This is a genomic window from Methylobacterium guangdongense (genome assembly GCF_038442355.1).
Classification (GTDB): Bacteria; Pseudomonadota; Alphaproteobacteria; order Rhizobiales; family Beijerinckiaceae; genus Methylobacterium; species Methylobacterium guangdongense.
The window spans coordinates 14,246-37,539 of record NZ_JBBXMX010000028.1 but is presented as its reverse complement, the minus strand read 5'-3'; the positions used below and the strand labels follow the sequence as shown (position 1 = coordinate 37,539).

The following is a 23,294-nucleotide window of genomic DNA, read 5'->3' as shown; positions in this document are numbered from 1 at the left end:
AAAGCATGCATCGCGCCGCGCCGGGCGATCGCACGTGCAAAATCGAGCGCGCCCTGCGGCACGGGCAGGCTTCGTGGCTCCAGCCTCTTCTCGGAGAACGAGAAAGATGGACACTCAGAATGCAACAGTCGTACAGAACTATCCCTAAAATATTTTCCTCAGATATTGCGGATTAGAGTTTTTACAATGGATATCTATACGTTTTTATCTAATAACTGACTTATCAATACCTATGATGCGCACGAAAGCGGCTGCAATATGCCGCTTGCGGAGAAAATTACGAATTCATAATGTGTGAACTGAAGATCGATAGACACGTCGCAATCGGATAATATGCCAAATCCATGCGGACATCATTGAGCATTATAGACAATAGGATCGGTCAGGGAAGCTTTTTCTGCAAGTGACGACAATGGAAAACGCAGAAAATTCGCGAATCGATGACCGAATACACACCCAAACGGCGCTGGGTCTGATCGGTGGTGCCGTGGCGCTGCTCACACCGCTGGCGCTGCTGGCCATCCCCCGGTCCGAGACCGTGGCCCTCGTCGGCCGTCCAGGGTCCGAGACCGGCGCGGTCATCCGGATGGTCGCCGAGGCGGGCGGGTCGATCCTGAGCGTCGGCGGCCGGCCGGATGTCGTGATCGCCCGCTCCGACCGTGCCGGCTTCGTCGGCCGCCTCTACGCGGCGGGGGCCCGCCTCGTCCTCGACGGCGGCTTGGCCGGCGGCTGCGGCCGCCCTGACCGAGCCGACACCCTCAATCGCCCGTCACACGCAGAACCCGGACTGACGAAACGATGAATCACCTCGATGCCCTCCGGCACAAGTTCGGCCGCTCGCTCATCGCGATCCTGTGGGCGCACGGGCTCGTCGTCGCGGGGGCCGACGCCGCTCTGCACGACGGCCTGCCGGCTTTAGGCCCGATCGCGGCCGTCGCGATCCTGGCCGGGACGTCGACGCTGCTGTGGTGGCGGGATCCGATCGGCGCGGCCACGCGCATCGTCAGCGGCCTCGCGCTGATCGGCATGGCGGCGATCTTCCTGATCGTCTTCGCCGGTCATTGCTGGCAGGTCGATCTGCACATGTACTTCTTCGCCTGCCTCGCCGTGCTGGTCGGTTGGTGCGACTGGCGCGTGATTCTGGCGGCGACCGCGGCCACCGCGGTCCATCACCTCGCCCTCGATCTGGCAGTGCCGGCGCTGGTGTTTTCGGATGCGGCGACCGACATCGGCCGCGTCGCCCTGCATGCCGTCATCGTGGTGGTGGAGGCCGCCGTGCTGATCTGGGTCTGCAAGACCACCGTCAACTCGTTCCGGGCGCTCGGCCAATCGGAGCGGGAAGCCCAGGCGCAGCTAGCCCGGACCGGCGTCCTGGAGCAGGAAGCCGCGGAGGCCCGGTCCGCCCTGGAGACGGCGCGACGGACCGCGACCGAGCAGCTCGCCCAGACCTTCGAGACGACGGTGGGCGGCATCCTGGCCCACGTCACCAGCGCCGCGGCGAGCCTGCGCAGTGCGGCCGCCGCCATGTCGGAGACCGCGAGCGATTCGGCGCGCCGATCATCGGACGTGGCCGCCTCGGCCGGGGAGGCGGCGCGCACGGCCGAATCCGCCGCCGCGGCGACCGCGCGGCTCGGCGCCTCGCTGGGCGAGATCGAGCGGCAGGTGAGCGGCTCGGCCGACCTCGCCAGCCAAACCGCCGCGGAGGCGGCCGACGCGGTCCCGCTCGTGCAGGAGCTCAGCGCGGCTGCGGAGCGGATCGGCGACGTGGTGGCGCTGATCTCGACGGTGGCGGCCCAGACCAATCTGCTCGCCCTCAACGCCACCATCGAGGCCGCCCGGGCCGGCGAGGCCGGGCGCGGATTCGCGGTGGTGGCGGCGGAGGTCAAGGAGCTGGCCAGCCAGACCGCCAGGGCGACCGAGGACATCGCCACGCAGGTCGGGCGGATCCAGAGCTCGACGCAGCGCGCCGTCGCGGCGGTCAACGGAATCACGGTCCACATCCGCGACATGAACGTGCTGGCGACGCAGATCACCGCCTCGGTGCGCGACCAGGGGGCCGCCGCCGAGCGCATCGTCCGCACCGTCGCGGATGCGGCCTCCAGCACCGGCGCGGTGAGCACCACCGTGGCGACCGTGGCGGGCGCCGTCGCGGCAACCGGTACGACGGCGGGCGGCGTCCTGGCCTCGGCCTCGGAACTGTCGGTCGAATTCGACGCGCTCGGGCAGGAGGTCGGCCGCTTCCTGGCCTCGGTCCGCGCGGCCTGATCCGGATCGATCCGGGCCCCGCCCGGGCGCCGGGCCGATCAGGCCGGCCGGGGCTTGTCGGTGAACCGCACCGCGCAGCCCGCATGGCCGGCGACCAGCTGCGCGCCCCGGTCCCGCCCGAGCACCATGCAGGCGGTGGACAGGCCGTCGGCGAGGAGGCCGGTCGGCGCCGTGACGGTCACCGCGGAGAGGACACCGGGGGAATAGCCCGTCGCCGGATCGAAGATGTGGTGGTCGGCCCGGTCGTTCGAGAAGTGCATGTTGTAGTCGCCGGACGTCGCCGCGAAGCCCGTGAACGGGGCGATCACGGCGGTGAGGGCGGCCGGGTCGCGCGGATCGGCGAGGCCGAGGCGCCAGGGCGTGCCGTCGGGATGCGCGCCGGCGGCCCCGAACTCCCCGGTATCCACGAAGGCGTCATCGATGCCGTGCGCCCGGAACGCGGCCATCACGCAATCGGCGGCGTAGCCCTGGATCAGCGCGTTGAGGGTCAGTGCGGTGCCGGGCTCCAGCACGACGCGATCCGGTTCGAGGCGCACCCGGCGCCAGCCGATCCGTCCGAGGACGTCCCGGAGGGCCACGGGCTCGGGCCGCGCGCCCCGGGCCGCCGCATCCGCCCAGACCGGCCAGAGCGGCTGCACCGTGGGATCGAACGCGCCCGCGGTTTCCGCGGCGCGGGTGAGGGCGAAGCGCAGCAGCACGACGAGGTGCGGGTCGGGGCGATCGAGGGACCCGTCGCGGTTGAGGCGGGACAGGGCGCTGTCGGGGCGGAACAGGCTGGCGGCCGCCTCGATGGCGCGCATCGCCGCGAACCCGTCCGTCAGCGCGGCTTCGATCCGGGCGGCATCCGCGCCCGCAGCCGTCAGCGCCACGGTCGTGCCGAAGGCGAGGCCCGCGCGGGTGCGCAGCATCAGACCGCGCGAGGCGGCGGCGGCCCGGAACGCCGCCAGGCCGCCGAGCCCGGCCGCGCCGGCGAGACCCGCGGCGGCCACGAGGACGCGGCGCCGGGCGGGACGGGGATGTTCGATAGGGCTCATGCGGCTGCCCGCTGCGGCACGACCCGCCGCCCGCGCTTGCGCGCCACCACCTGCGGCACGCACTGCCCCGGATCGTGGATGATGGTCACGCAGTCCATGCATTGGAAGCACTCGGGATAATCGATCCGGCCGCTCGGCTCGATCGCGCCGTAACGGCAGCGGACCTTGCAGAGCTGGCAGGGCGAGCCGCACTCGGCCCGGCGCGGGATCCAGTCGAGCATCCGCACCCGGCCGAGGAGGGCGAGGCTGGCGCCAAGCGGGCACAGGTAGCGGCAGAACCCCTTGTAGACGAAGAGGTTGAGCACCAGCAGGCCGACCGCGTAGGCGACGAACGGCCAGGAGCGCACGAAGGTCAGGGTGATGGCGGTCTTGAACGGCTCGATCTCGCTGAAGCTGTCGGCGAGCGGCGATCCGACGGCCGCGGCTCCGAGGATGCCGGCGAGCACGACATATTTCGCCTGGCGCAGCGCCCGGTCGAGGCGGGGCGGGACCGCGACCTGCCGGATGCGCAGGGGACGTGCCAGCAGCGCCACGAATTCCTGGAGCGCCCCGAACGGACACAGCCAGCCGCAGAAGGTCCCGCGCCCCCAGACCACGAGGGCGCCGAGCGCGAAGGCCCAGAGCACCAGCGAGGGCGGATCGTAGAGCAGGAAGGCGAGGTCGTGGGTCGTCGTGGCGGCGCGCACGAGGCCGACCAGGGTGACGATCGAGAGCTGCGCCTGCGCGAACCAGCCGATGAAGCCCAGGGTCAGCGCCAGGAAGCCGAGCCGAAAGATCGTGAACCGGCGCGCATCGGCCACCAGCCCGCGCTGGCGCGCCAGGATCGGCACCAGCACCGCCAGCATGAGCCCGATCAGCCCGAGCGCCGGGGCCCGGGCCCGCCAGGGATCGGTCCAGCTCGGCCCCTCGTCGGGCTTGACCCGGGTGAACAGGTCGGCCGGCAGTTTGGTCTCGGCCGTAAAGGTCCGGAGGATCTTTTCCGACAGGATCTGACCACGCTCGCGCACGATCGTCTCGGTCAGGACCCAGGGCGCAGAGGGGTCGAAGCCCGCGGCCTGATCGATCCGCAGGATCGTCCAGGGGCCCTCCGGCACCCCCTCCGCGAAGCCGGCATCGCGGCGTTCCACCGCCATGTCGCGGGCCGTCACGATCAGCCCGCCCTGGCCGATCGCGAGCCGGTCGGGGACCGCGCCGAACACGAACCGTTCGCCGAGCGGGTTTTCCGGGGCATCCGGCGGGCCGGCACTCACCACCATCACGGCGTGGTTGCCGGGGCCGAGTTCGCGCATCAGCGCGTCGAACCGGGTTTGCCCGAGCAGATTGCGGCCGATCGACGGGGCGTTGAGATAGGCGACGTACAGGTCGGTCAGGACGGCGTCGGGCGGGCCGTCGCCCTGGTCCGCGACCCCTGTGCCCTTGAAGGCCGCGGCGGCGGCTTCATTCGTGACCGTGAGGCGCTTGACCCAGCCGCGGGCCATGAGATCCGCAAGGGTCAGCGGCTCGTAGAGATCGGGCTTCGCCTCGACCTTCAGGCCGAGATTGGTCGCCCCGAATCCGAGCTTGCCGCGCGCCACGGCGAGCGCCGAGGCCAGGATCGACTGGTTGATCACCCGGGTCGAGGCGGTGGCCATGGAAATGCCGTCGACCGTCGTCTGCGGCACGGCGCCCCCCGCCCGGGCGTTCGGCCGCCCGACCCGGATCGCCTGCCGGGCCGAGAGGCCGGCATATTGCTCGACGAAGGCGAAGAGCGGCTCCGGCCCGAGCCCTTCGAGGAAGACCGGCTCATGCTGGCTGATCACCTTCACGTCGCGGAAGGTGCCGTCCGGGGCGAGCGCCACCAGAAGGTCCGGCGGCGTGCCGCCGAATCCGGGGATCGGGGCGAGATCGACCGACTCGAAGGCGTAGGCGAAGACCTCGTAGGACCCGGCCTGCTGCTTCAGGATCGGCCAGATCGGCAGCGTGGCATCCTTCTCGCCGACCACGAGGGGCGGGGGGAAGTATCGTTCGAGGGCCGCGCGATCGAGCTGGCCCGCCTGGGCGGGGAGGATCTGGAGGAGGAGGGCGAGGAGGAAGGTGAGGCAGGCAAGAAGGTTTGAGCTTGGGCGGCGAACCCGACGCGCGTTCTCCCTCCCCCCTCTGCGGGGGAGGGTGGCCCCCGAAGGGGCTCGGGTGAGGGGAGCGGCGGTGCAGAATGGGGCGGCGGCCTTCATGCCGGTCGCGGCCTTGTCTGAACCCGGGTTCCCCCCTTGCGGGACTTCGTCCCGACCCGACCCCTGCTGATGCAGGGGCCACCCTCCCCCGCAGAGGGGGGAGGGTGGTCGTGCAGCGGAAGCCAACTTGGAAAAAATCACGGCGTCGCGCCGGCGGCGCGGCCGTCCGGGGCCTTGGCGTCCGCCATCGGCCGGGCCGCGGCGCCCCAGGGGAAGCGGCCGACCTTCACGGTCCGGATCGGCTTGAACGATTCGGCGTCGATCACCGTCACGTCGCCCGAGACGCCGTTGGTGGTGAAGAGGCGCGTGCCCGCCGCGTTCAGCGCGAGCTGCCAGACCCGCCGGCCGACCAGGATGTAGCTTTCGACCCGGTAGGTCGCGGTATCCACCACCGCCACCCGATCGGAGGGCCCCAGGGCCACGAAGGCGTGGCGCCCGTCCTTCGCGAACTGGATCCCCACTGGCTGGATCCGGTCCGCGGCGATCCCCTTCACGGCGAAATCGATGGTCTCGATCACCGTGCGGCTCGCGACATCGATCACCGAGACGGTACCGCCGATCTCCGACGAAGCCCAGAGTTTCGTGCCGTCCGCCGAGAAGGCCGCGAAGCGCGGACGCTGGCCGACCGGCGTCGCGTCCACGGCCTGAAGCGTCTTCGTGTCGATCCAGTGGACCATGTTGGTGGTCTCGGAGGTCGTCACAGCGAGGCGCCCATCCGGGCTCACCGCCATGCCCTCCGGCTCGATGCCGACATCGATCTGCGCCAGGACCTTACGGGTCTGCGCGTCGACCACCGTGGTGGTGGCGTTCTCCTCGTTGGCGATGAACAGGGTGCGGCCGTCGGGGGCCAGGGCGAACTGCTCCGGGTCCTCGCCGGAGGGGAGGTCGTGCCGGACCTGTCCGGTATCCGGATCGATCACCTGCACGGCGTCGGAATCGCTGGCGCAGACGTAGAGGGTCTTGCCGTCCTTCGCGAAGGTGACGCCCCGGGGCCGCCGGCCGACGGGGAAGGTGCGCAGCACCGCCAAGCTCTCGCCGTCGATCACCGAGACGGTGTTGTCGCGCTCGTTGGTGACGAAGATTTCCTCCGATCGGGCCGGCGTGGAAACCGCCAGCAGCGCGAAGGCGAGGGGGACGAAGCGGTTCATCCTGCGCGTCCCGTGAAGGCACGGCAGACACTCTCGGGCTCGTCGAGGCCGAGGGTGTCGAGCTCCGTGCGGTGGTGGAGGAAGCCCTCGATCGGTGCCGTCGCGGTCACGGCCCCCGGCCAGATCAGGAACACCGGCTGGCGCAGCTGCCCGTTCCAGGTGCGGAAGCTCAGGGGCCGGCCCTTGAAACCGCCGATCTCGAAAGTCGGCGCCGTCAGCGCGGCGCGGACGGTCTTGGGATCGGTGCTGCGCACCTTCACGGCCGCCTCGCCGACCGCGTGGACCGCCATCCAGCCCGCCCAGTCGATCGGCCGCATCGCCCGGCCCGCGAGCTTCCGGAAGCGGCCCTGGAGCTGCACCGCCGCCCACGCCTCCACGGGCCGGCCCCAGGCGGCGGGCGACAGGCCCTGGGTGCCGACCAGCGGCCGCGGCGCGGCGGTGTTGTAGTTCAGGCTCGCGCCGAACTCCCCCGCCTCGTCGGCGACCGCGACGACATCGTGCTCCGGGCCGCGGGTCGGCAGGGCGAACTCGCGCAACGCCGTGTCGCGCACATCGCCGCCCTTCGGGTCGTAGTTCGATTCCGCCACGATCCGGGCGCCGAATTTCTTCGCGCTGCGCCGCAGGGCCTCGGCGTAGAAGGCGTCCCCGGGGGCCGGACCGGCCACCAGCAGGATCCGCGACCAGCGCTTGAAGGCCAGGAATTGCACCAGCGCGTCGGCCAGCATGGCGCGGGAGGGCAGGACGTGGAGCAGGTTCCTGCGGCAATCCGCATCGCGCAGCCGCGTGTCGGGGGCGCCGATGTTGAGGAGCACGCTGTCCCGCGCCTCCGGGAGGTCGGCGAGCGCGAGCACGTCCTCGGCCGGGGCGTTGAGGACCACGAAGCGCGGATCCGCGATCTCCCGGAACGCCGCGCGGATATCCGCGCCGGGCTGGACGATCCGGGTGTCCAGATCGAACGACAACCCGAGGAAGCGGCCGGTGGCGTTCGAATCCTTCAGCCCGAGCTCGGCACCCTTGGCGCCCTCGTCGTCGGGGATCGGATCCTCGTTGTTCAGCGGCACCGGACGCTCGACCCGCCGCTCGAGATACTGGATCGTCAGGGGCGGCCCGGCCGCGGCGGGGAGGCAGGAGGCCAGGAGCAGCAGGACAGCCGGAAGCAGGCCGGCGCGCGGGCGCCGCATGATCACGTCCCTCCGCCGCACCCCGGGGAGCACCATACCCGCTCGTCTCCTCCGCCTCGACTACGGGCTACGCAGGTTTGAGATCTTGGCAGGCTCGCTCGTCAGCTCGAAGGGGCGCGGGCCCCCTCTCCCGTGCGGGAGAGGGACAGGGTGAGGGTCGAGAACTGTCCGGAGAGGTCTGTGCCTCGATGCGCCTCGACGGCGCACCCAATCCGGAGACTTCTCCTCCCTCACCCCTTCCCTCTCCCGCACGGGAGAGGGGGCCCGTCGCGCCCTGTCACCAACCGCGTGCCTCAAACCTGCGTCGTCCGTTGGCCCCAATCGTCTTCGTTACCAAGAGTCTTAGGAGCGGAGAGGAGCGGGCCGATATTGGACCAAGGTGCAAACACCAGTGTTTGTGCAATGCAACACAAATCATCAGAGGATGATAAGCCGGTACTCCGTACCAAAGCATAATGGGTCCGGCGCCCGGTACTTGCTAACCGTCATCCAACGATCATGGGAGGCGGGTGATGCGCTTTACGAAGACCGCGACGGGCGGCGGACTGATGGCCCTGTGCCTCGTCCTGGCGGCGAGCGGTGCCCTCGGCCACGGCGACGTGCAGCCCCAGCCGGTGAAGACCGACGGCTTGAAGCCGCTCGGCACCGAATGGCTCGCCGAGAACCCCTACAAGGGCGACGCCCACGCCATCTCGATCGGCGCCTCCGGCTTCAACCAGAACTGCGCCCGCTGCCACGGCCTGGAGATGATCTCCGGCGGCCTCGCCCCGGATCTGCGCTACCTGCCGCAGGGCAAGGAGGGCGACGAATACTTCGTCGAGCGCATGAAGCACGGCGCCGTCATCAACGGGGTGACCAAGATGCCGGCCTTCGACGGTGTGATCTCCCAGGAGGGCCTGTGGGCGATCCGCAGCTACATCGAGTCGAAGCATGAGGAGTAGGGCCCGCCTCGCGCTCGCCTGCGGCCTGCTGCTGGCGCTCGGGTTTCAACCGGAGGCCTGGGCGCGGCCGCTCGATCAGGTCGTGGCCGACGGCACCCTGCGGGTCGCGGTCTACGGCGACAACGCGCCGTTCTCGGACGCGGTGAACGGCAAGGCCCAGGGCATCGACGCCGACCTCGCCCAGGCGATCGCCGAGACGCTCAAGGTCAAGCTCGACCTGCGCGTGGTCGATGCCGGCGAGAACGTCGACGGCGACCTGCGCCTCAACCTGTGGAAGGGGGACCTCGCCGGCTCGCCGCTCGCCGACCTGATGCTGCACGTGCCGACCGACCGGCAGCTGGCTTTGCGCAACGATCAGGTGTTCTTCACCGCCCCGTATTTCGAGCAGGAGATCGCCTTCGCGTACCGCAAGGGCGACCTCGACGGGTTCGATAAGCTCGACGATATCGGCGACAAGACCGTGGCGCTGGAAGGAACCAGCGCGGCGGACCTGACGCTGCTGACCGCGCAGGGCGGCCGGTTCCGCGGAAACCTGAAGCACTACAAGAGCTTCGAGGAGGCCGCGAAGGCCTATCTGGCGGGCGAGGCGCCGATCCTGGCCGGCACCCGCGCGGCGATCGAGGCCGCCCTGTTCGCCGCCAAGGCGCCCAAGGACGACAACCCGATCGCCACGGTGCCGTCGTCCGGGCTGGTCAAGACGCGCTGGGAGATCGGCGGCGCGGTCAAGACCGACTCGCGCGACCTCGCCTACGCGGTGGCGGATGCGGTGACGGCGCTGAACAAGGATGGCCGGCTCAAGGCCATCTGCGAGACCTACGGCGTCACCTACACGCCGCCGAAGGGATATTGAGCGTCATCTACCAGGGATCGGCAGCGTTTCTCCAACACGCAACCTCATCCTGAGGTGCTGCGCAGCAGCCTCGAAGGAGACCTCCAGATACCGCAGCGATGTCTGGAGCCCTCCTTCGAGGCCTACGCTGCGCTCCGGCACCTCAGGATGAGGGCGAGTTCGGGAGATTCGAAGCTCCCCGAGAACTTGCCCCGGCCCTGATGCTGCGCAAACCATCGGCCCATGCCTCGAAGGGGACCCATGGTCCTGTGCACTCCATCGAATACAGTTTTTCTGGCCGAGCAAAGTGTCAAGCTATTCGACCAATGGCCAATAAGACTTTCCTGAGAACCCGGATAGCCTCGGTTCCCAAGGGGGCGCCCCGCGACTGATGCGGTCCGCGCCGAAACCCGGATGCCCCGGCCATACGGACCGGGGCCCTACACGGAGGACACGTCATGAGAATGCGGACCCGGTTCCTCGCCGCGGTGGGCGTCGCCGCCCTCGTGGCGGGCGGCGCCCTGCCGGCCATGGCCCAGGGCGTCACCGAGCAGGACATCATCAACGACGCCAAGACGCCGGGCGACGTCGTCACCTACGGGCTCGGGCCCCAGGCCCAGCGGTTCAGCCCGCTGAAGACCCTCAACCGCGACAACATCAAGAGCCTCGTCCCGGCGTGGTCCTTCTCGTTCGGCGGCGAGAAGCAGCGTGGCCAGGAGAGCCAGGCGCTGGTCAAGGACGGCATCATCTACGTCACGGGCTCGTATTCGCGCATGTACGCGATCGATTCCCGCACCGGTGAGAAGAAGTGGGAATACGATGCCCGCCTGCCGGAGGGCATCCTGCCCTGCTGCGACGTGGTGAACCGCGGCGCCGCCCTCTACAAGGACAACGTCTATTTCGGCACGCTCGACGCCAAGCTCGTCGCCCTGAACACCAAGACCGGCAAGGTCGTCTGGCGCAAGGACATCGACGACTTCAAGGCCGGCTACAGCTACACGGCCGCCCCGATCATCGTGAAGGGCAAGATCATCACCGGCGTGTCCGGCGGCGAGTTCGGCGTGATCGGCCGCATCGAGGCCCGCGACGCCGAGACCGGCGAGGTGGTTTGGAAGCGCCCCGTGATCGAGGGCCACATGGGTGAGCTCAACGGCAAGCCCTCGACCATGACCGGCAAAGTCAACGAGAGCTGGCCGGGCGACATGTGGAAGTTCGGCGGCGGCGCCACGTGGCTCGGCGGCACCTACGACCCCGAGACCAACCTGATCTATTTCGGCACCGGCAACCCGGGCCCGTGGAACTCCTGGCTGCGGCCGGGCGACAACAAGTGGACCTCCTCGCGCCTCGCCCTCAACCCCGACAACGGCGAGATCGTCTGGGGCTTCCAGACCACCCCGCATGACGGCTGGGACTTCGACGGCGTCAACGAATTCGTGCCGTTCGACCTGAACAAGGGCGGCAAGACTATCAAGGCCGGCGCCACCGCCGACCGCAACGGCTTCTTCTACGTCCTCGACCGGACCAACGGGAAGTTCATCTCGGCGACGCCGTTTGTGGAGAAGATCAACTGGGCCAAGGGCATCGATGAGAACGGCCGCCCGATCTACAACGAGGAGAACCGGCCCGGCGACCCGAGCAAGGCCCAGGGCGACGACAAGAAGGGCAAGTCGGTCTTCGCGGTGCCGAGCTTCCTCGGCGGCAAGAACTGGATGCCGATCGGCTACAGCCCCGACACCAAGCTGTTCTACGTGCCCTCCAACGAGTGGGGCATGGATATCTGGAACGAGCCGGTGAACTACAAGAAGGGCGCGGCCTATCTCGGCGCCGGCTTCACCATCAAGCCGGTCTTCGAGGACCATATCGGCTCGCTCAAGGCGATCGACCCGGCCTCCGGCAAGGTCGTGTGGGAGTACAAGAACAAGGCCCCGCTCTGGGCCGGCGTGCTCACCACCGCGGGCAACCTCGTCTTCACCGGTACCCCGGAGGGCTTCCTGAAGGCCTTCGACGCCAAGACCGGCGAGGAAGTCTGGAAGTTCCAGGTCGGCACCGGCGTGGTCTCCTCGCCGATCACCTGGGAGCAGGACGGCGAGCAGTGGGTCGGCGTCGCGGCCGGCTGGGGCGGCGCGGTGCCGCTCTGGGGTGGCGAGGTCGCCAAGTCCACCGCCGGCATCAACCAGGGCGGCAGCTTCTGGGCGTTCAAGCTGCCCAAGACGGTGGCGTCGCGCTGAAGCCTCTCACGACGGAAGCGTGCCGGTCCCCCGGGCCGGCACGCCCAGGCCCTGGCGTGCGAGCGGTTCCCTCAACACCCGCTTGCGCCCCAAGGCCGCTTCGATCAGTTTTCGAGGGATCCCGTGAGGATCCTCAGCGAAGGACCGCGTTGTCCGTGCATCTCCTGATCGTCGATGACCACCCGCTTTTCCGGGACGCCCTGGCGGCCACGATCCGCCTCGCGCATCCGGACGCGGTGCTGCACGAGGCCGACGGGATCGAGGCGGCCTGCGCGGTTCTCGCCGCCAACCGGAACATCGACCTGACGCTCCTCGACCTGTCGATGCGCGGCACCTCCGGCTTCGACGGGCTGATCACGATCCGGGCGAGCTTTCCGCGCATCCCGATCCTGATCGTTTCCGGCCACGAGGATCCGCGCATCGTGCGCGAGGCGCTGCAGCACGGCGCGGCCGGTTTCGTGCCGAAGGCGATGGACAAGGCGACGCTGACGCGGGCGATCACCGAGGTGCTGAGCGGCGCCCTGTTCCTGCCGCCGGGCCTCGCCGAGGCGAGCACGCCCGCACCGCGCTCCAGAAAGGCGCCGCTCCCGGAGCGCCTCGCCCGACTGACGCCGCAGCAACTGCGCGTCCTGATGATGATCCGCCAGGGCAAGCTCAACAAGCAGATCGCCCACGAGCTTCAGGTCGGCGACTCGACCGTGAAGGCGCATGTCTCCGAGATCCTGCGCAAGCTGGAGGTGATCAGCCGGACGCAGATCGTGATCGACACGGCGTCCCTCGATTTCGACCAGATCCACAACGCGCATCCGGCCTGACGGCGCTCCGCCCAATCTTGCGGGTCGGGCATCACCGTTAAAGATCACGCAGCAAGCGGCGCCGCATCTCCCTCAACCTCTGAGGGCTACGATACGCGCACATCTTGGTCGAACACCGAGGCTCGCGGCAGAGCGCGACCGGCCCCCTCTCCCGTGCGGGAGAGGGTTGGGGTGAGGGACGAGAAGGTTCAGGAACGAGCGCAACACTGACGCGCCGACAGGTCGCGCCTCTTTTGGATAAGTCTCGACCCTCACCCTGTCCCTCTCCCGCACGGGAGAGGGGACCCGCGGCTCGTCCTGCAGCCAGACATCGCACACGATGTGTGAATGCAATGGCTCCTGCGGGGGAGCGGACGCGCGGTGTTCGTTCCCAATCGATGAACGTCGAAGCCCACAAGGAAGACGAAGCGCGCCGCCCAACCCTCGACACATGCACCGGGTGCAGCCCAGCGCTACCGATCCCGGCCCTGCTCCAATAAATCGATAGCATGCTATCTATCAGCATCTTATCAGATTAGCGCGGCGGCGTTGCCGGGCTCACGGGGCAGGGGCCTGGCGGAATGCCGTCCACCGACGATGCCGACACCCTCGAGCGGCTGCGACAGACCTACACCCAGGCCCTCCAGACGGCCGGGCGGCAGTGGCGCCGGGCGGCCAATACGATCGCCGAAGCGCACGGCCTGTCCGATGCCGTCGCGCTGCCCCTCGTGGTGATCGGCCGCCTGTCCGGCGAGCCGCGGCAGAACGCCCTCGCGGAGGCGGTCGGGATCGAAGGGCCTTCGCTGGTCCGGCTGCTCGACCAGCTCGCGGCGGCCGGCCTCGTGGTGCGCCGGGAGGACCCGTCCGACCGCCGCGCCAAGGTGCTGGCCCTGACACCGCAGGGCCGGGATGTGGTCGCGCGGGTCGAGGTGGCCCTCAAGGCCCTCCGGGCGGAGGTCTTTGCCGGAATCAGCCAAGCGGATCTCGAAGCGAGCCTGCGGGTCTTCGCGGCGCTCCAGCGTCACGACCGCGGCGCCGCCGAGGCCGCGCAGGCCCTGGAGCCCGCGCCGTGACCCTTCCCGGATGGCGTGACTGGGCCTTCGCCCTGAAAACCTACGCGGCGGCGATGCTCGCCCTGTACCTGGCTTTGTGGATCGACCTGCCGCGGCCCTACTGGGCGCTGGGCACCGTCTACATAACCAGTCAGGTTCTCTCGGGCGCGACCCGCTCGAAGGCCGTCTACCGCCTCGGCGGCACGGCGCTCGGCGCCGCCGTGAGCGTGGTGCTGGTGCCTAATCTGGTCGGCGCGCCGGTCCTGCTCAGCCTCGCGGTGGCGCTCTGGGTCGCGCTCTGCCTCTTCGTCGCCCTGCTGGATCGCACGCCCGCGAGCTACCTGCCCATGCTGGCTGGCTACACCGCGGCGCTGATCGGCTTTCCCGCGGTCGACGATCCCGGCGCGATCTTCGACACCGCCGTGGCGCGGGCCGAGGAGATCGGGCTGGGCATCGTCTGCGCCAGCCTCGTGGCGACGTTGGTGCTGCCGCAATCGGCGGCCCCGGCCATCGTGGCACGCCTCGAAGGCTGGCTCACCGAGGCCCGAACCTGGACGCTGGCCGCACTCCAGCCAACCCGCACGCCCCGGTCCGACGGGACCGGCCACCGCCTGCGCCTCGCCTCGGACGCCCTGGCCCTCGACGGCCTCGGCCTCGCCCTGCGCAATGAGGCCACCGGCGCCGAGCGGGCAGCCGCAGCCTTCGCCCCCCTGCGCCAGCACATGCTGATGGTCCTGCCGATCGTCGCGGCCCTGTCCGACCGCGTGGCGGCCCTGGAGCAGGCCGGTGCGCTGCCGGCCCGGCTCCGCGCGCTCCTGTCGGATCTCGCCCTCTGGCTGTCGTCCGACGGCAGTGCGGACGACGCGGACCGCCTGCGCGAGCGGATCGCCGGGATCGATCCGCCCCTGGATCGCGACACGACCTGGACGGCCCTCCTGCTGGCGAGCCTCGCCGCGCGCCTGCGCGACGTCATCGACCTGCGGGAAGATCTGCGTGTCCTGCGCGGCCATCTCCAGGCCGGGACGGCGCCGGCGGCGCCGCTCGCCTTCTCCTACACGGCGCGGGTCACGCGGATCCGCCACCGGGATTATGGATTGGCGGCGTTCTCGGCCTTCGGCGTGTTCGTCGGCCTTCTGGTCTGCTGCGCGATCTGGATCGCCACGGGCTGGCCGGACGGATCGGCCGCGCCCATGATGGGGGCGGTCGCCTGCTGCCTGTTCGCGACCCAGGACGATCCGGCCCCGCAGATCCTCGGCTTCACCAATTCGGCCCTCGTCGGCGCCCTCGGGGCGGCCCTCTACCTGTTCGCGATCCTGCCGCTCGCCACCTCCTTCGAGATGGTGGCGCTCGCCCTCGCGCCGGCCCTGATCCTCTGCGGATTGGCGATGACGCAGCCGCGCACCGCCGCGATGGGCATGGGCGCGGCGCTCAACGGCGCGACTCTGCTGGCGCTGCAGAACGGCTACAGCGGCGAATTCGCGCCCTTCGCGAACGGGGTCCTCGCCTCGGTGGTCGGCATGTGGGTCGCCGCGGTGGTGACCCGGCTGGTCCGGTCGGTCGGGGCCTCGTGGAGTGCCCGTCGCCTGGTCCGGATCAACCGCCGCAGCCTCGCGGCGGCGGCTGAGGGACGCGGAGCCGGGCACGGGCTCGAACTCGCCGCCCTGATGCTCGACCGCGTCGGCCTGATCGCCCCGCGTCTCGCCGCGCTCCCGGCAGGGGAGGGCGCCGCCCTGGGCGACCTCCTGGCCGACGTGCGCGTCGGCATCAACCTCGTGGAGGTACGCCGGGTCCGCAGGCGCCTCGCCGGAGAGGCGCGCACCTCCGTGGACGAAGCCCTATTGCAAGCAGCGCGCCGGCTGCGCGGCCGGGACGGTCCCGATCTCCGCGCCGCGCTGGACGACGCCCTCGACGCCGTAGCCCGCACCGCTCACACGCCGGAGCGCCGGTCCGCGCTGATCGGCCTGACGGGCGTGCGCCGCGGCCTGTTTTCCGAGGCGCCCGGCAACCGGGATGCGGCGCCTCATCCGGACGCGCGGGAGATGGCGGCATGATGGGCGAGATCGACCTCTACGGCGTGTTCGTCCCGGGGCTGGCGCTCTGGATGGCGATCGCCTTCGCGCTGAGCCTACTTCTGCGCCGCCTGCTCGCGGCGAGCGGCTTCTACCGCCTCGTCTGGCACCGACCGCTCTTCGACCTCGCCCTCTACGTCGTCCTGCTCGGCGGCGTCGTGATCTCCGCACAGGGGACCCTGCCGTGACCGCCTTCCTCTCCCTCGTCGGCCGTCTCCTGCTCACCCTCGGCATGGTGGCGGTGGCGCTGGTCGTCGGGCTGGCGCTCTGGGACTACTACATGGACGCGCCCTGGACCCGGGACGGGCGGGTGCGGGCCGACGTGGTGGCGGTGGCGCCCGACGTCTCGGGCCTCGTCACCGAGGTCCTGGTGGAGGACAATCAGGTCGTCCGGACCGGCGATGTGCTGTTCCGCATCGACCCGGACCGGTTCCGCCTGGGCCTGCGTCAGGCGGAGGCGATGGTCGCGGGCCGCAAGGCGACCGCCGAGCAGGCAGCCGCCGACGACGCCCGCTATGCCAAGCTCAGCGACGCGGCGGTCTCCCAGCAGAAGGTCGAGGCCGCCAAGGCCGCGGATCTGGCGGCGCAGGCGGCCTACGAGCAGGCCCTGGCCGACCGCGACCTCGCCAAGCTTAACCTGGAGCGCTCGGCGGTGCGCGCCGCGGTCAACGGTCGGATCGCCAACATGGAGCTGCGCCCGGGGGCCTACGTCACCACCGGCCGCGGCGTGATGGCGCTGATCGACAGCGACACGGTGCGGATCGAGGGTTATTTCGAGGAGACCAAGCTGCCGCGCATTCGCGTCGGCGCCCCGGCGACCGTGCAGCTGATGGGCGAGGCCGGCGTGCTCAAGGGCCACGTCGCCAGCATCGCCGGCGGCATCGCCGAGACCGGCCGCAGCGACGCGACGAACCTGCTCGCCAACGTGAACCCGACCTTCTCGTGGGTGCGCCTCGCCCAGCGCATCCCGGTGCGGATCGCCCTCGATCCCGGCGTCTCGGACCCGCGCCTCGTCAGCGGCCGCACCGCCACCGTGTCGATCGCACCGGAGACGGGCGGGGAGGCTTTCCGCTGGGATGCCCTGCGCCGATCCTGGTCGGGCTGGCGCGAGGCGCTCGCCCGCTGAACAATCCCGCCGGCCTGGGGTTGGCCTGGAACGACGCAACGCCGATTCAGGAGCCCCCATGTCGAAGACGATCCTCGCGCTGGCCACATCCCTCGTGCTCGCCACATCGGGCGCCGCCCTGGCCCAGGCACCCCATACGGGCGGGGCCGACCGGGGCAACGTGAACAAGTCCGGTGCCGTGGGCGGCACGGGCTCCGGAGCCATGGAGCATACCGGCTCGACCGGGGCCGGCCTCGCGCCCGGTACCAGCGGCGGTCCGCCCGTCAGCACCCCTGGCGCGCCGGCCGGCAGCGGCTCGGGCAACGGCACCACCGGCAGCGGCGCGGCGCCGAGCGGGAAGTAGAACGGGCGGCACGTCCGAAACTGCGCCGCGTCTCCCTCCCCCGGCAGAGGGGGGAGGGGGTGCCCGTCTGAAGTTGTTCAGGGCCTGCGCTGGCTCGGCGCTATGCCCCAAGCCCACCCACGCACAGGTACTTCGTGTTCAGGTAATCCTCGATGCCCTGATACGAGCCCTCGCGGCCGAGGCCGGATTCCTTGACGCCGCCGAAGGGCGCCACCTCGGTGGTGATGATTCCCTCGTTGATCCCGACCATGCCGTATTCCAGCGCCTCCGCGACCCGGAAGGTGCGGCCGAGGTCGCGGGTGTAGAAGTAGCAGGCGAGCCCGTACTCGGTGTCGTTGGCCATGCGGATCGCCTCCGCCTCGTCCCGGAACCGGAACAGCGGCGCCAAGGGCCCGAAGGTCTCCTCCCGGGCCACCGCCATGGCGGGGGTCGCGCCGGTGATCACGGTCGGCTCAAAGAACTGGCCGCCCAGCGCGTGGCGGTGGCCGCCCGCCACCACCCGGCCGCCCTTCTCGACGGCATCGCGGATATGGGCCTCGGTCTTCTCCACGGCGGCCATGTCGATCAGCGGCCCCTGGGCGACACCGTCCTCGATGCCGTTGCCGACCTTCAGGCGGTTGGCGGCTTCGGCCATCTTCTCCGCGAAGGCGTCGTAGATCCCGTCCTGCACCAGGAAGCGGTTGGTGCAGATGCAGGTCTGGCCGGAATTGCGGAACTTGGCGAGCATCGCGCCCGCCACCGCCTTGTCGAGGTCGGCATCGTCGAACACGATGAAGGGCGCGTTGCCGCCGAGTTCCATCGAGACCTTCTTCACCGTGTGCGAGGCCTGCTCCAGCAGCACCTTGCCGACCTCGGTGGAGCCGGTGAACGTGATCTTCTTGACGAGCGGATTGCTGGTCATTTCACCGCCGATCGCCCGAGCCGAACCGGTGAGGATCGAGACCGTGCCGGCCGGGAAGCCGGCGCGCTCGCACAGCACGCCCCAGGCCAGCCCGGAGAGCGGCGTCTGCGAGGCCGGCTTGATCACGATCGGGCAGCCGGCGGCGAGCGCCGGGGCGATCTTGCGGGCGATCATCGAGGACGGGAAGTTCCACGGCGTGATCGCCGCCACCACGCCGACCGGCTCCTTGGTGACGAGGATCTTCCGGTCGCCCCAGGGGGAGGGGATCACGTCGCCGTAGACGCGCCGCGCCTCTTCGGCGAACCACAGCACGTAGGCGGCCGACATGGCGACCTCGCCGCGGGATTCGGTCAGCGACTTGCCCTGCTCGGCGGTGAGGATCTGCGCCAGATCCTCCTGATGCTCGGTGACGAGCGCCGCGAGCTTGCGCAGCAGCACGGCGCGCTCGTTGGCGGTCTTGGCGCGCCAGGCCGGATAGGCCGCATGCGCGGCCTGGATCGCCTGACGGGTCTCCTCGGCCCCGGCATTCGGCACGCGGGCGATCACCGCGCCGGTGGCGGGATTCGTGACATCGATGCTGCCGGAGCCGGCCTTGGTCCAGGCGCCGCCGACGAGGCAGGCTTCGACCAGCAGGGCACGATCCTTCAGGGTGGGAATCTCGGTCTCAGGCATCCAACGGTTCCTTCGGCGGCTGCGGCAGGTCGGAATCCGATCGCGCAGTCCGCGGCTTGAGGGGCACGCTCTGGGCCGTATTCCTCGCCTGGGCCTCGGCTTTTGTCTCGAAGATGTGGGGAGCCAGGTCGCGGCTCGCCAGCGAGGCGCCGAGTTTCAATCGCAGGAACGCGCTCGTGGTGTAGCGCGATGCCGTCTCATAATACCGCTTTTCCAGATAAGCGATCGCCGAGAAATAGGCATCGCTCACCGTCGGGTCGATCTCGAACCCGTCGTAATTGGCGATCAGGTGGACCTTTCGGCCGATCTCCTGGCAGGCGCGCTCGTATTCCCGGCGCACCAGCTCGACATCCTCGATGGTCCGGACCTGAAAGCCTTCGAGGTTCGAGAACAGGATGTTGCGCTCGGGATCGTAGCTGATCCGCTCCGCCATGGAGAGGCCGAGGAGCCAGGGCTCCAGCCCCATCACGGCCTCGCGGAACAGGCGCGGGTCCATCGGCTTCGGGTCGCGCACGATCGGCTTGAAACCCATCTGGCCGAGGATGTCCCGGTCGATATCGACCCCCGGCGCGACCTCGACGAGTTCCATGCCGGCCCGGGTCCGGCGGAAGACGCAGCGCTCGGTCACGTAGAGCACCGGCTGGCCGCGATCGGCCGCGTAGGCCCCCGAGAAGGTGACCTGCTCGACCTCCGCGATGAACTTCTGCGAGCGCCCCTCGGCGAGGATCCGGATCCCGTCGCCCTCGATCGCGACCTTCAAGCCATCGGCCGTGAAGGTGCCGGCGAAGACGAGGCTCTTGGCGTTCTGCGAGATGTTGATGAAGCCGCCCGCACCCGCGAGCCGCTTGCCGAACCGGCTGACGTTGACGTTGCCCTCCGCGTCGCACTGGGCGAGGCCGAGGCAGGCGAGATCGAGGCCGCCGCCGTCGTAGAAGTCGAATTGCTGGTTCTGGTGCAGCACCGCGGCCGGGTTCAGGGCGGCGCCGAAATCGAGCCCGCCCTGCGGCAGGCCGCCGATCACGCCCGGCTCGGCGGTGAGCGTCAGGTACTTGAGCACCCGCTCCTCGGCGGCGACCGCCGCGACGCCCTCCGGCATGCCGATGCCGAGATTGACCACGCCGCCGGGCGGCAATTCGAAGGCGCAGCGCCGGGCGACGATCTTCCGCGCGTCGAGCGCCATCGGCGGCACCCGGTCCAGCGGCACGCGCTGGCGGCCCGTGAAGGCGTGATTGTAGGGCGTGCCGTAGGTCTGCCGGTGGTTCTCCGGCTGGCTGAGCACCACGCAATCGACCAGGATGCCCGGGACCTGCACCTCCCGCGGGTTCAGCGAGCCGGCTTCGGCCAGCCGTTCCACCTGCGCGATGACGAAGCCGCCGGAGTTCTTGGCCGCCATGGCGGCGGCGAGGTTGTCGAGGGTGAGGGCCTCGCGCTCCATGGTGATGTTGCCGGCGGGGTCGGCCGTGGTGCCCCGGATCAGCGCGACGTTCACCGGAAACGCCTTGTAGTGGAGCCAGGATTCGCCGCCGAGCTCGACCACGCTGACGAGGTCTTCCTGCGTGACGGCGTTGAGCTTGCCGCCCTCCAGGCGCGGGTCGACGAAGGTGCGGAGCCCCACCTTGGTGATGTGGCCCGGCGTGTGGGCGGCGATCTCCCGGTAGAGGTGCGAAACGACGCCCAGCGGCAGGTTGTAGGCCTCGATCTGGCCCTCCACCGCCAGGGCGCCGAGCTTGGGCACCAGCGCCCAATGGCCGCCCACGACGCGCTTCACGAGGCCCGGGATCGCAAGGCGGTTGAGCCCGCGCTCCTTGCCGTCGCCCGGCGCGGCGGCGAACATCAGGCCGATCCCGTACGGGCCGTTGCCGGCGTCGAAACGGCGGGCGAGTGCCAGGATCAGCTCGTCGGGCGTGCCGATGCCGACGAAGCCCGAGACCGCGACCATGTCGCCATCCTGCAGGATGGCGGCGGCCTCGTCGGCGCTGACGATCTTGTTCTTCAGGCTGCCCATGGGGTGGTCCTCGGCGCCTGGGATGCGGCCGGAGCGGCTGCGCGCATCGCTCGCCTCCCACGGCGGGGGGCTTTGTCGTCCCCTGAATCGTATTGACCGCTGTCGTTGGTGACAGACCACGACATGCCCCCTCTCCCGTTCGGGAGAGGGTTGGGGTGAGGGACGAGAAGCTTCAGGATGGTGCGTATCCCTGACGCGCCGACAAGTCGCGCCTCGTTCTGAAAATTCTCAACCCTCACCCTGTCCCTCTCCCGAACGGGAGAGGGGACCCACGCTTCATTCTGCTGCCAGAGCTCCGCGCGCGATCTGCGTCTCCAGCAGCTTTCCCCGCAGAAAGGGGAGGGGAGGGGTGTCGTGTTGTGCGAGAACCGTCGCGAGACCATCCTACCCCCGCTGGCCCAGCCACTCGGCGATGCCCGAGCCCAGCAGCTTCTGCGCCTTGCCGCCGACGAACACGCCGACATGCCCGCCGGGCAGACCCATCTCGCTGTAATCGGCGGTGCCGATCCTGTCCTTCAGCGCCTGCGAGGTGGCGGGCGGGATGATGTGATCGTCCTGCGCGAACACGTTCAGCACCGGGCAGGTGATGGCCTTCAGATCCACCCGCCGCCCGCCGAGCTCGAAGGCGCTCTGGACGAGCTTGTTGTCCTGATAGAGATCCTTCAGCCACTGCTTGGCCGCCTCGCCCGGATGGTCCGGGCGGTCGGCGATCCACTTCTCCATGCGGAGGAAATTCAAGAACTTCTTCCTGTCGTCCAGGGCATCGAGCAAATCGAGGTTGTACTTCGTCATGGTGCGCATCGGCGTCATCATCGAGAACACCGAGCCCATGAAGGCCCCGGGCAGCGACCCTTGCGCCTCGATCAGCCGGTCGATGTCCTCGGGCGTGAGCGAGCGCGTCCAGACGTTGATGAAGCCGTGTCCGGCCCGGGCGCTCTGGGTATCGGCGTGGAAGTCGATCGGCGTGATGGTCAGCACCATCGCGTTGACGGTCTCGGGATAGAGCGCCGCGTAGCAGGTGGTGAAGACGCCGCCCTCGCAGATGCCGAGCAGGCTGACCTTCTCGCGCCCGGCGGCCTCCTGAATGAAGGCGACGCATTCGGCAAGGTAGCCGTCCACGTAGTCGTCGATGGTGACGTAGCGGTCGGCCCGGCCGGGATTGCCCCAATCGACCACGTAGAGGTCGAGGCCGAGGTTCAGCAGGTTGCGGACCAGCGAGCGGTCCTCCTGCAGGTCGGCCATCGTGTAGCGGCCGATCAGCCCGTAGACGATCAGCACCGGCGGCAGGCCCTTGCTCTCGGCGAGCGGCCGGTAGCGGTAGAGGCTGACCTTGTCCTGGCTCCAGACCAGATCCTTCGGCGTGGTGGCGATCTCGACATCCGCGTCGCTGACATCGGCGAACAGCTTGGCGCCCTCGCTCAAGCGACGGCCGAGGGTGCCGACCTCCGCCAGCAGCTCGGCGGGGGAGAGGGTGAGCGGCGCGGCCGGACCCTTCGCGCTCTCCTGATCAGCCATGGGCATCCTCCGCAACCTGTGAGCCGGCCGCTTTTGCGGCCTTACCGGCCTGCCGGCGCTCGCGGCGCAGCGCCCGGACCTCCCGGCGCAGCTCCGTCAGGCTCTTGTGCACGTCGTCGAGTTCCGCCCGGGTCGGCTGGCCGTAGAACTCGGACAGGAAGGCCGCGATATCCTGCTGGGCCAGCCGGAGATCGGTGGAGGCCCGGAGCACCGCCCGCTGCGAGGTGAGAAACGTCTCCGAGCGCTGGACCTCCAGCAGGACCGCGTTGGCGGTCTCGATCCACCGGCCCATCATGGCGCGGGCGGAGGCGAAGCTCTCGCCGTTTTCGGCGCGGGCATTGGCCTCCTGAGCGAAGGTCCCCGCGGCGCGGGTCCAGGCGTCGAGCATCACGGCCTGATGCTCGCTCTGCGCCCGCCGGAGCGCCGCCCAGGCGGTGAACAGGGCCGCGTAGCGCCGCTCGGTCTGCCACAGGTCGGCGAGCTGCGGCCCCTCGGACATGCGGGTCAGCGCGGCGTCGAACTCGGCCGAGCCGCCGAGCCAGGCCTGCGGATCGAAGATCCGGGCCAGCACCGCGCCGGCGGTCGGGTCCGGCGCGTCGGGGCCGCCCTGCAATGACCGCGTCAGCGTCTGCGAGAGCGTGGTGGCCGCGGTCCAGGCCTCGGTGAGCTTGGACTGGGCGGCGGCCATGCCGGCGAGATCGGCGTTCGGAAAGGTCGGCCAGCCGAAGCCCGGGACGGATTGCCCGGCGCCTTGCGTGAAGAAGCCCGCGCCGGCCCGCGTCCAGAACTCGCCCATCGCCCGGAACGCGTCGAACTGGTCCATGCTGGCGTTCCCTCCCGACCGTATTGGGTTTCGCGCAACCGCGAAGCCTGTCGTCAGCTCACCGACTGGATCGGCCTTCGCTCACATCCGGACTCTCCCACCCTCGTCCTCACCTGAGGTGCCGGAGCGCAGCGGAGGCCTCGAAGGAGACTTCCAGC

At 69.9% G+C, this 23,294-nt stretch carries 19 protein-coding genes; 11 read left to right on the top strand and 8 right to left on the bottom strand.

Going from position 1 to position 23,294, the window contains the following annotated elements:
* Window positions 1-487: 487 nt before the first annotated feature.
* Together AAHG09_RS28525 and AAHG09_RS28520 are read left to right on the top strand one after the other, a co-directional pair.
* The gene (locus AAHG09_RS28525) at window positions 488-802 is read left to right on the top strand and encodes a hypothetical protein (protein WP_342111163.1); all 315 of its coding nucleotides are present in this window, start codon (window positions 488-490) and stop codon (window positions 800-802) included.
* Window positions 799-2,265, top strand: coding sequence for a methyl-accepting chemotaxis protein (locus AAHG09_RS28520; protein ID WP_342111159.1), 1,467 nt, complete (start codon window positions 799-801; stop codon window positions 2,263-2,265). The genes AAHG09_RS28525 and AAHG09_RS28520 overlap by 4 nt, the downstream gene beginning before the upstream one ends.
* Before the next feature lie 38 nt (window positions 2,266-2,303).
* Here the strand turns inward: AAHG09_RS28520 and AAHG09_RS28515 are convergent, their stop codons facing one another.
* The 4 genes from AAHG09_RS28515 to AAHG09_RS28500 all read right to left on the bottom strand — a co-directional run bounded on the left by AAHG09_RS28515 (window position 2,304) and on the right by AAHG09_RS28500 (window position 7,838).
* Complete coding sequence (locus tag AAHG09_RS28515) at window positions 2,304-3,299, bottom strand: FAD:protein FMN transferase (protein WP_342111156.1); 996 nt, start codon at window positions 3,297-3,299, stop codon at window positions 2,304-2,306.
* Window positions 3,296-5,509 carry a 4Fe-4S binding protein gene (locus AAHG09_RS28510; protein WP_342111152.1) on the bottom strand — a complete coding sequence of 738 codons (2,214 nt, stop codon included), beginning with the start codon at window positions 5,507-5,509 and terminating at the stop codon, window positions 3,296-3,298. Before AAHG09_RS28510 ends, AAHG09_RS28515 begins: the two co-directional genes overlap by 4 nt.
* A 137-nt stretch (window positions 5,510-5,646) precedes the next feature.
* Window positions 5,647-6,657, bottom strand: a complete 1,011-nt coding sequence (locus AAHG09_RS28505; RefSeq protein WP_342111150.1) for a YVTN family beta-propeller repeat protein — start codon at window positions 6,655-6,657, stop codon at window positions 5,647-5,649.
* Entirely contained in the window at window positions 6,654-7,838 is a 1,185-nt protein-coding gene (locus AAHG09_RS28500; protein ID WP_342111148.1) for an ABC transporter substrate-binding protein, read from the bottom strand. The genes AAHG09_RS28505 and AAHG09_RS28500 overlap by 4 nt, the downstream gene beginning before the upstream one ends.
* 512 nt (window positions 7,839-8,350) lie before the next feature.
* Here AAHG09_RS28500 and pedF point away from each other — a divergent pair.
* The 9 genes from pedF to AAHG09_RS28455 all read left to right on the top strand — a co-directional run bounded on the left by pedF (window position 8,351) and on the right by AAHG09_RS28455 (window position 17,220).
* Window positions 8,351-8,779, top strand: a complete 429-nt coding sequence (gene pedF / locus AAHG09_RS28495; RefSeq protein ID WP_342111145.1) for a cytochrome c-550 PedF — start codon at window positions 8,351-8,353, stop codon at window positions 8,777-8,779.
* A complete protein-coding gene (locus tag AAHG09_RS28490) occupies window positions 8,769-9,629 on the top strand; it encodes a substrate-binding periplasmic protein (protein ID WP_342111142.1) in 861 nt (286 codons plus the stop codon). The genes pedF and AAHG09_RS28490 overlap by 11 nt, the downstream gene beginning before the upstream one ends.
* 437 nt (window positions 9,630-10,066) lie before the next feature.
* Entirely contained in the window at window positions 10,067-11,836 is a 1,770-nt protein-coding gene (locus AAHG09_RS28485) for a PQQ-dependent methanol/ethanol family dehydrogenase (RefSeq protein ID WP_342111139.1), read from the top strand.
* 155 nt (window positions 11,837-11,991) lie between these two features.
* Window positions 11,992-12,651 carry a response regulator transcription factor gene (locus AAHG09_RS28480; RefSeq protein WP_342111137.1) on the top strand — a complete coding sequence of 220 codons (660 nt, stop codon included), beginning with the start codon at window positions 11,992-11,994 and terminating at the stop codon, window positions 12,649-12,651.
* 560 nt (window positions 12,652-13,211) lie between these two features.
* Window positions 13,212-13,703 (top strand): MarR family winged helix-turn-helix transcriptional regulator, encoded by a 492-nt coding sequence (locus AAHG09_RS28475; protein ID WP_342111134.1) that lies wholly within the window; start codon window positions 13,212-13,214, stop codon window positions 13,701-13,703.
* The gene (locus AAHG09_RS28470; protein ID WP_342111130.1) at window positions 13,700-15,733 is read left to right on the top strand and encodes an FUSC family protein; all 2,034 of its coding nucleotides are present in this window, start codon (window positions 13,700-13,702) and stop codon (window positions 15,731-15,733) included. The genes AAHG09_RS28475 and AAHG09_RS28470 overlap by 4 nt, the downstream gene beginning before the upstream one ends.
* Window positions 15,730-15,939 carry a DUF1656 domain-containing protein gene (locus AAHG09_RS28465; protein ID WP_342111129.1) on the top strand — a complete coding sequence of 70 codons (210 nt, stop codon included), beginning with the start codon at window positions 15,730-15,732 and terminating at the stop codon, window positions 15,937-15,939. Before AAHG09_RS28470 ends, AAHG09_RS28465 begins: the two co-directional genes overlap by 4 nt.
* Window positions 15,936-16,877: an HlyD family secretion protein gene (locus tag AAHG09_RS28460; RefSeq protein ID WP_342111127.1), complete on the top strand. Its 942-nt coding sequence runs from the start codon at window positions 15,936-15,938 to the stop codon at window positions 16,875-16,877. Before AAHG09_RS28465 ends, AAHG09_RS28460 begins: the two co-directional genes overlap by 4 nt.
* Before the next feature lie 58 nt (window positions 16,878-16,935).
* A complete protein-coding gene (locus AAHG09_RS28455; RefSeq protein WP_342111125.1) occupies window positions 16,936-17,220 on the top strand; it encodes a hypothetical protein in 285 nt (94 codons plus the stop codon).
* 100 nt (window positions 17,221-17,320) lie between these two features.
* Here AAHG09_RS28455 and AAHG09_RS28450 read toward each other — a convergent pair whose 3' ends face one another.
* The 4 genes from AAHG09_RS28450 to AAHG09_RS28435 form a co-directional block, all read right to left on the bottom strand.
* Window positions 17,321-18,793, bottom strand: a complete 1,473-nt coding sequence (locus AAHG09_RS28450; RefSeq protein ID WP_342111123.1) for an NAD-dependent succinate-semialdehyde dehydrogenase — start codon at window positions 18,791-18,793, stop codon at window positions 17,321-17,323.
* A complete protein-coding gene (locus tag AAHG09_RS28445) occupies window positions 18,786-20,798 on the bottom strand; it encodes an acyl CoA:acetate/3-ketoacid CoA transferase (protein WP_342111121.1) in 2,013 nt (670 codons plus the stop codon). Before AAHG09_RS28445 ends, AAHG09_RS28450 begins: the two co-directional genes overlap by 8 nt.
* A gap of 384 nt (window positions 20,799-21,182) precedes the next feature.
* Window positions 21,183-22,313: a class III poly(R)-hydroxyalkanoic acid synthase subunit PhaC gene (phaC, locus tag AAHG09_RS28440; RefSeq protein WP_342111119.1), complete on the bottom strand. Its 1,131-nt coding sequence runs from the start codon at window positions 22,311-22,313 to the stop codon at window positions 21,183-21,185.
* Window positions 22,306-23,136 (bottom strand): poly(R)-hydroxyalkanoic acid synthase subunit PhaE, encoded by an 831-nt coding sequence (locus AAHG09_RS28435; RefSeq protein WP_342111117.1) that lies wholly within the window; start codon window positions 23,134-23,136, stop codon window positions 22,306-22,308. Before AAHG09_RS28435 ends, phaC begins: the two co-directional genes overlap by 8 nt.
* Between the last annotated feature and the right edge of the window lie 158 nt (window positions 23,137-23,294).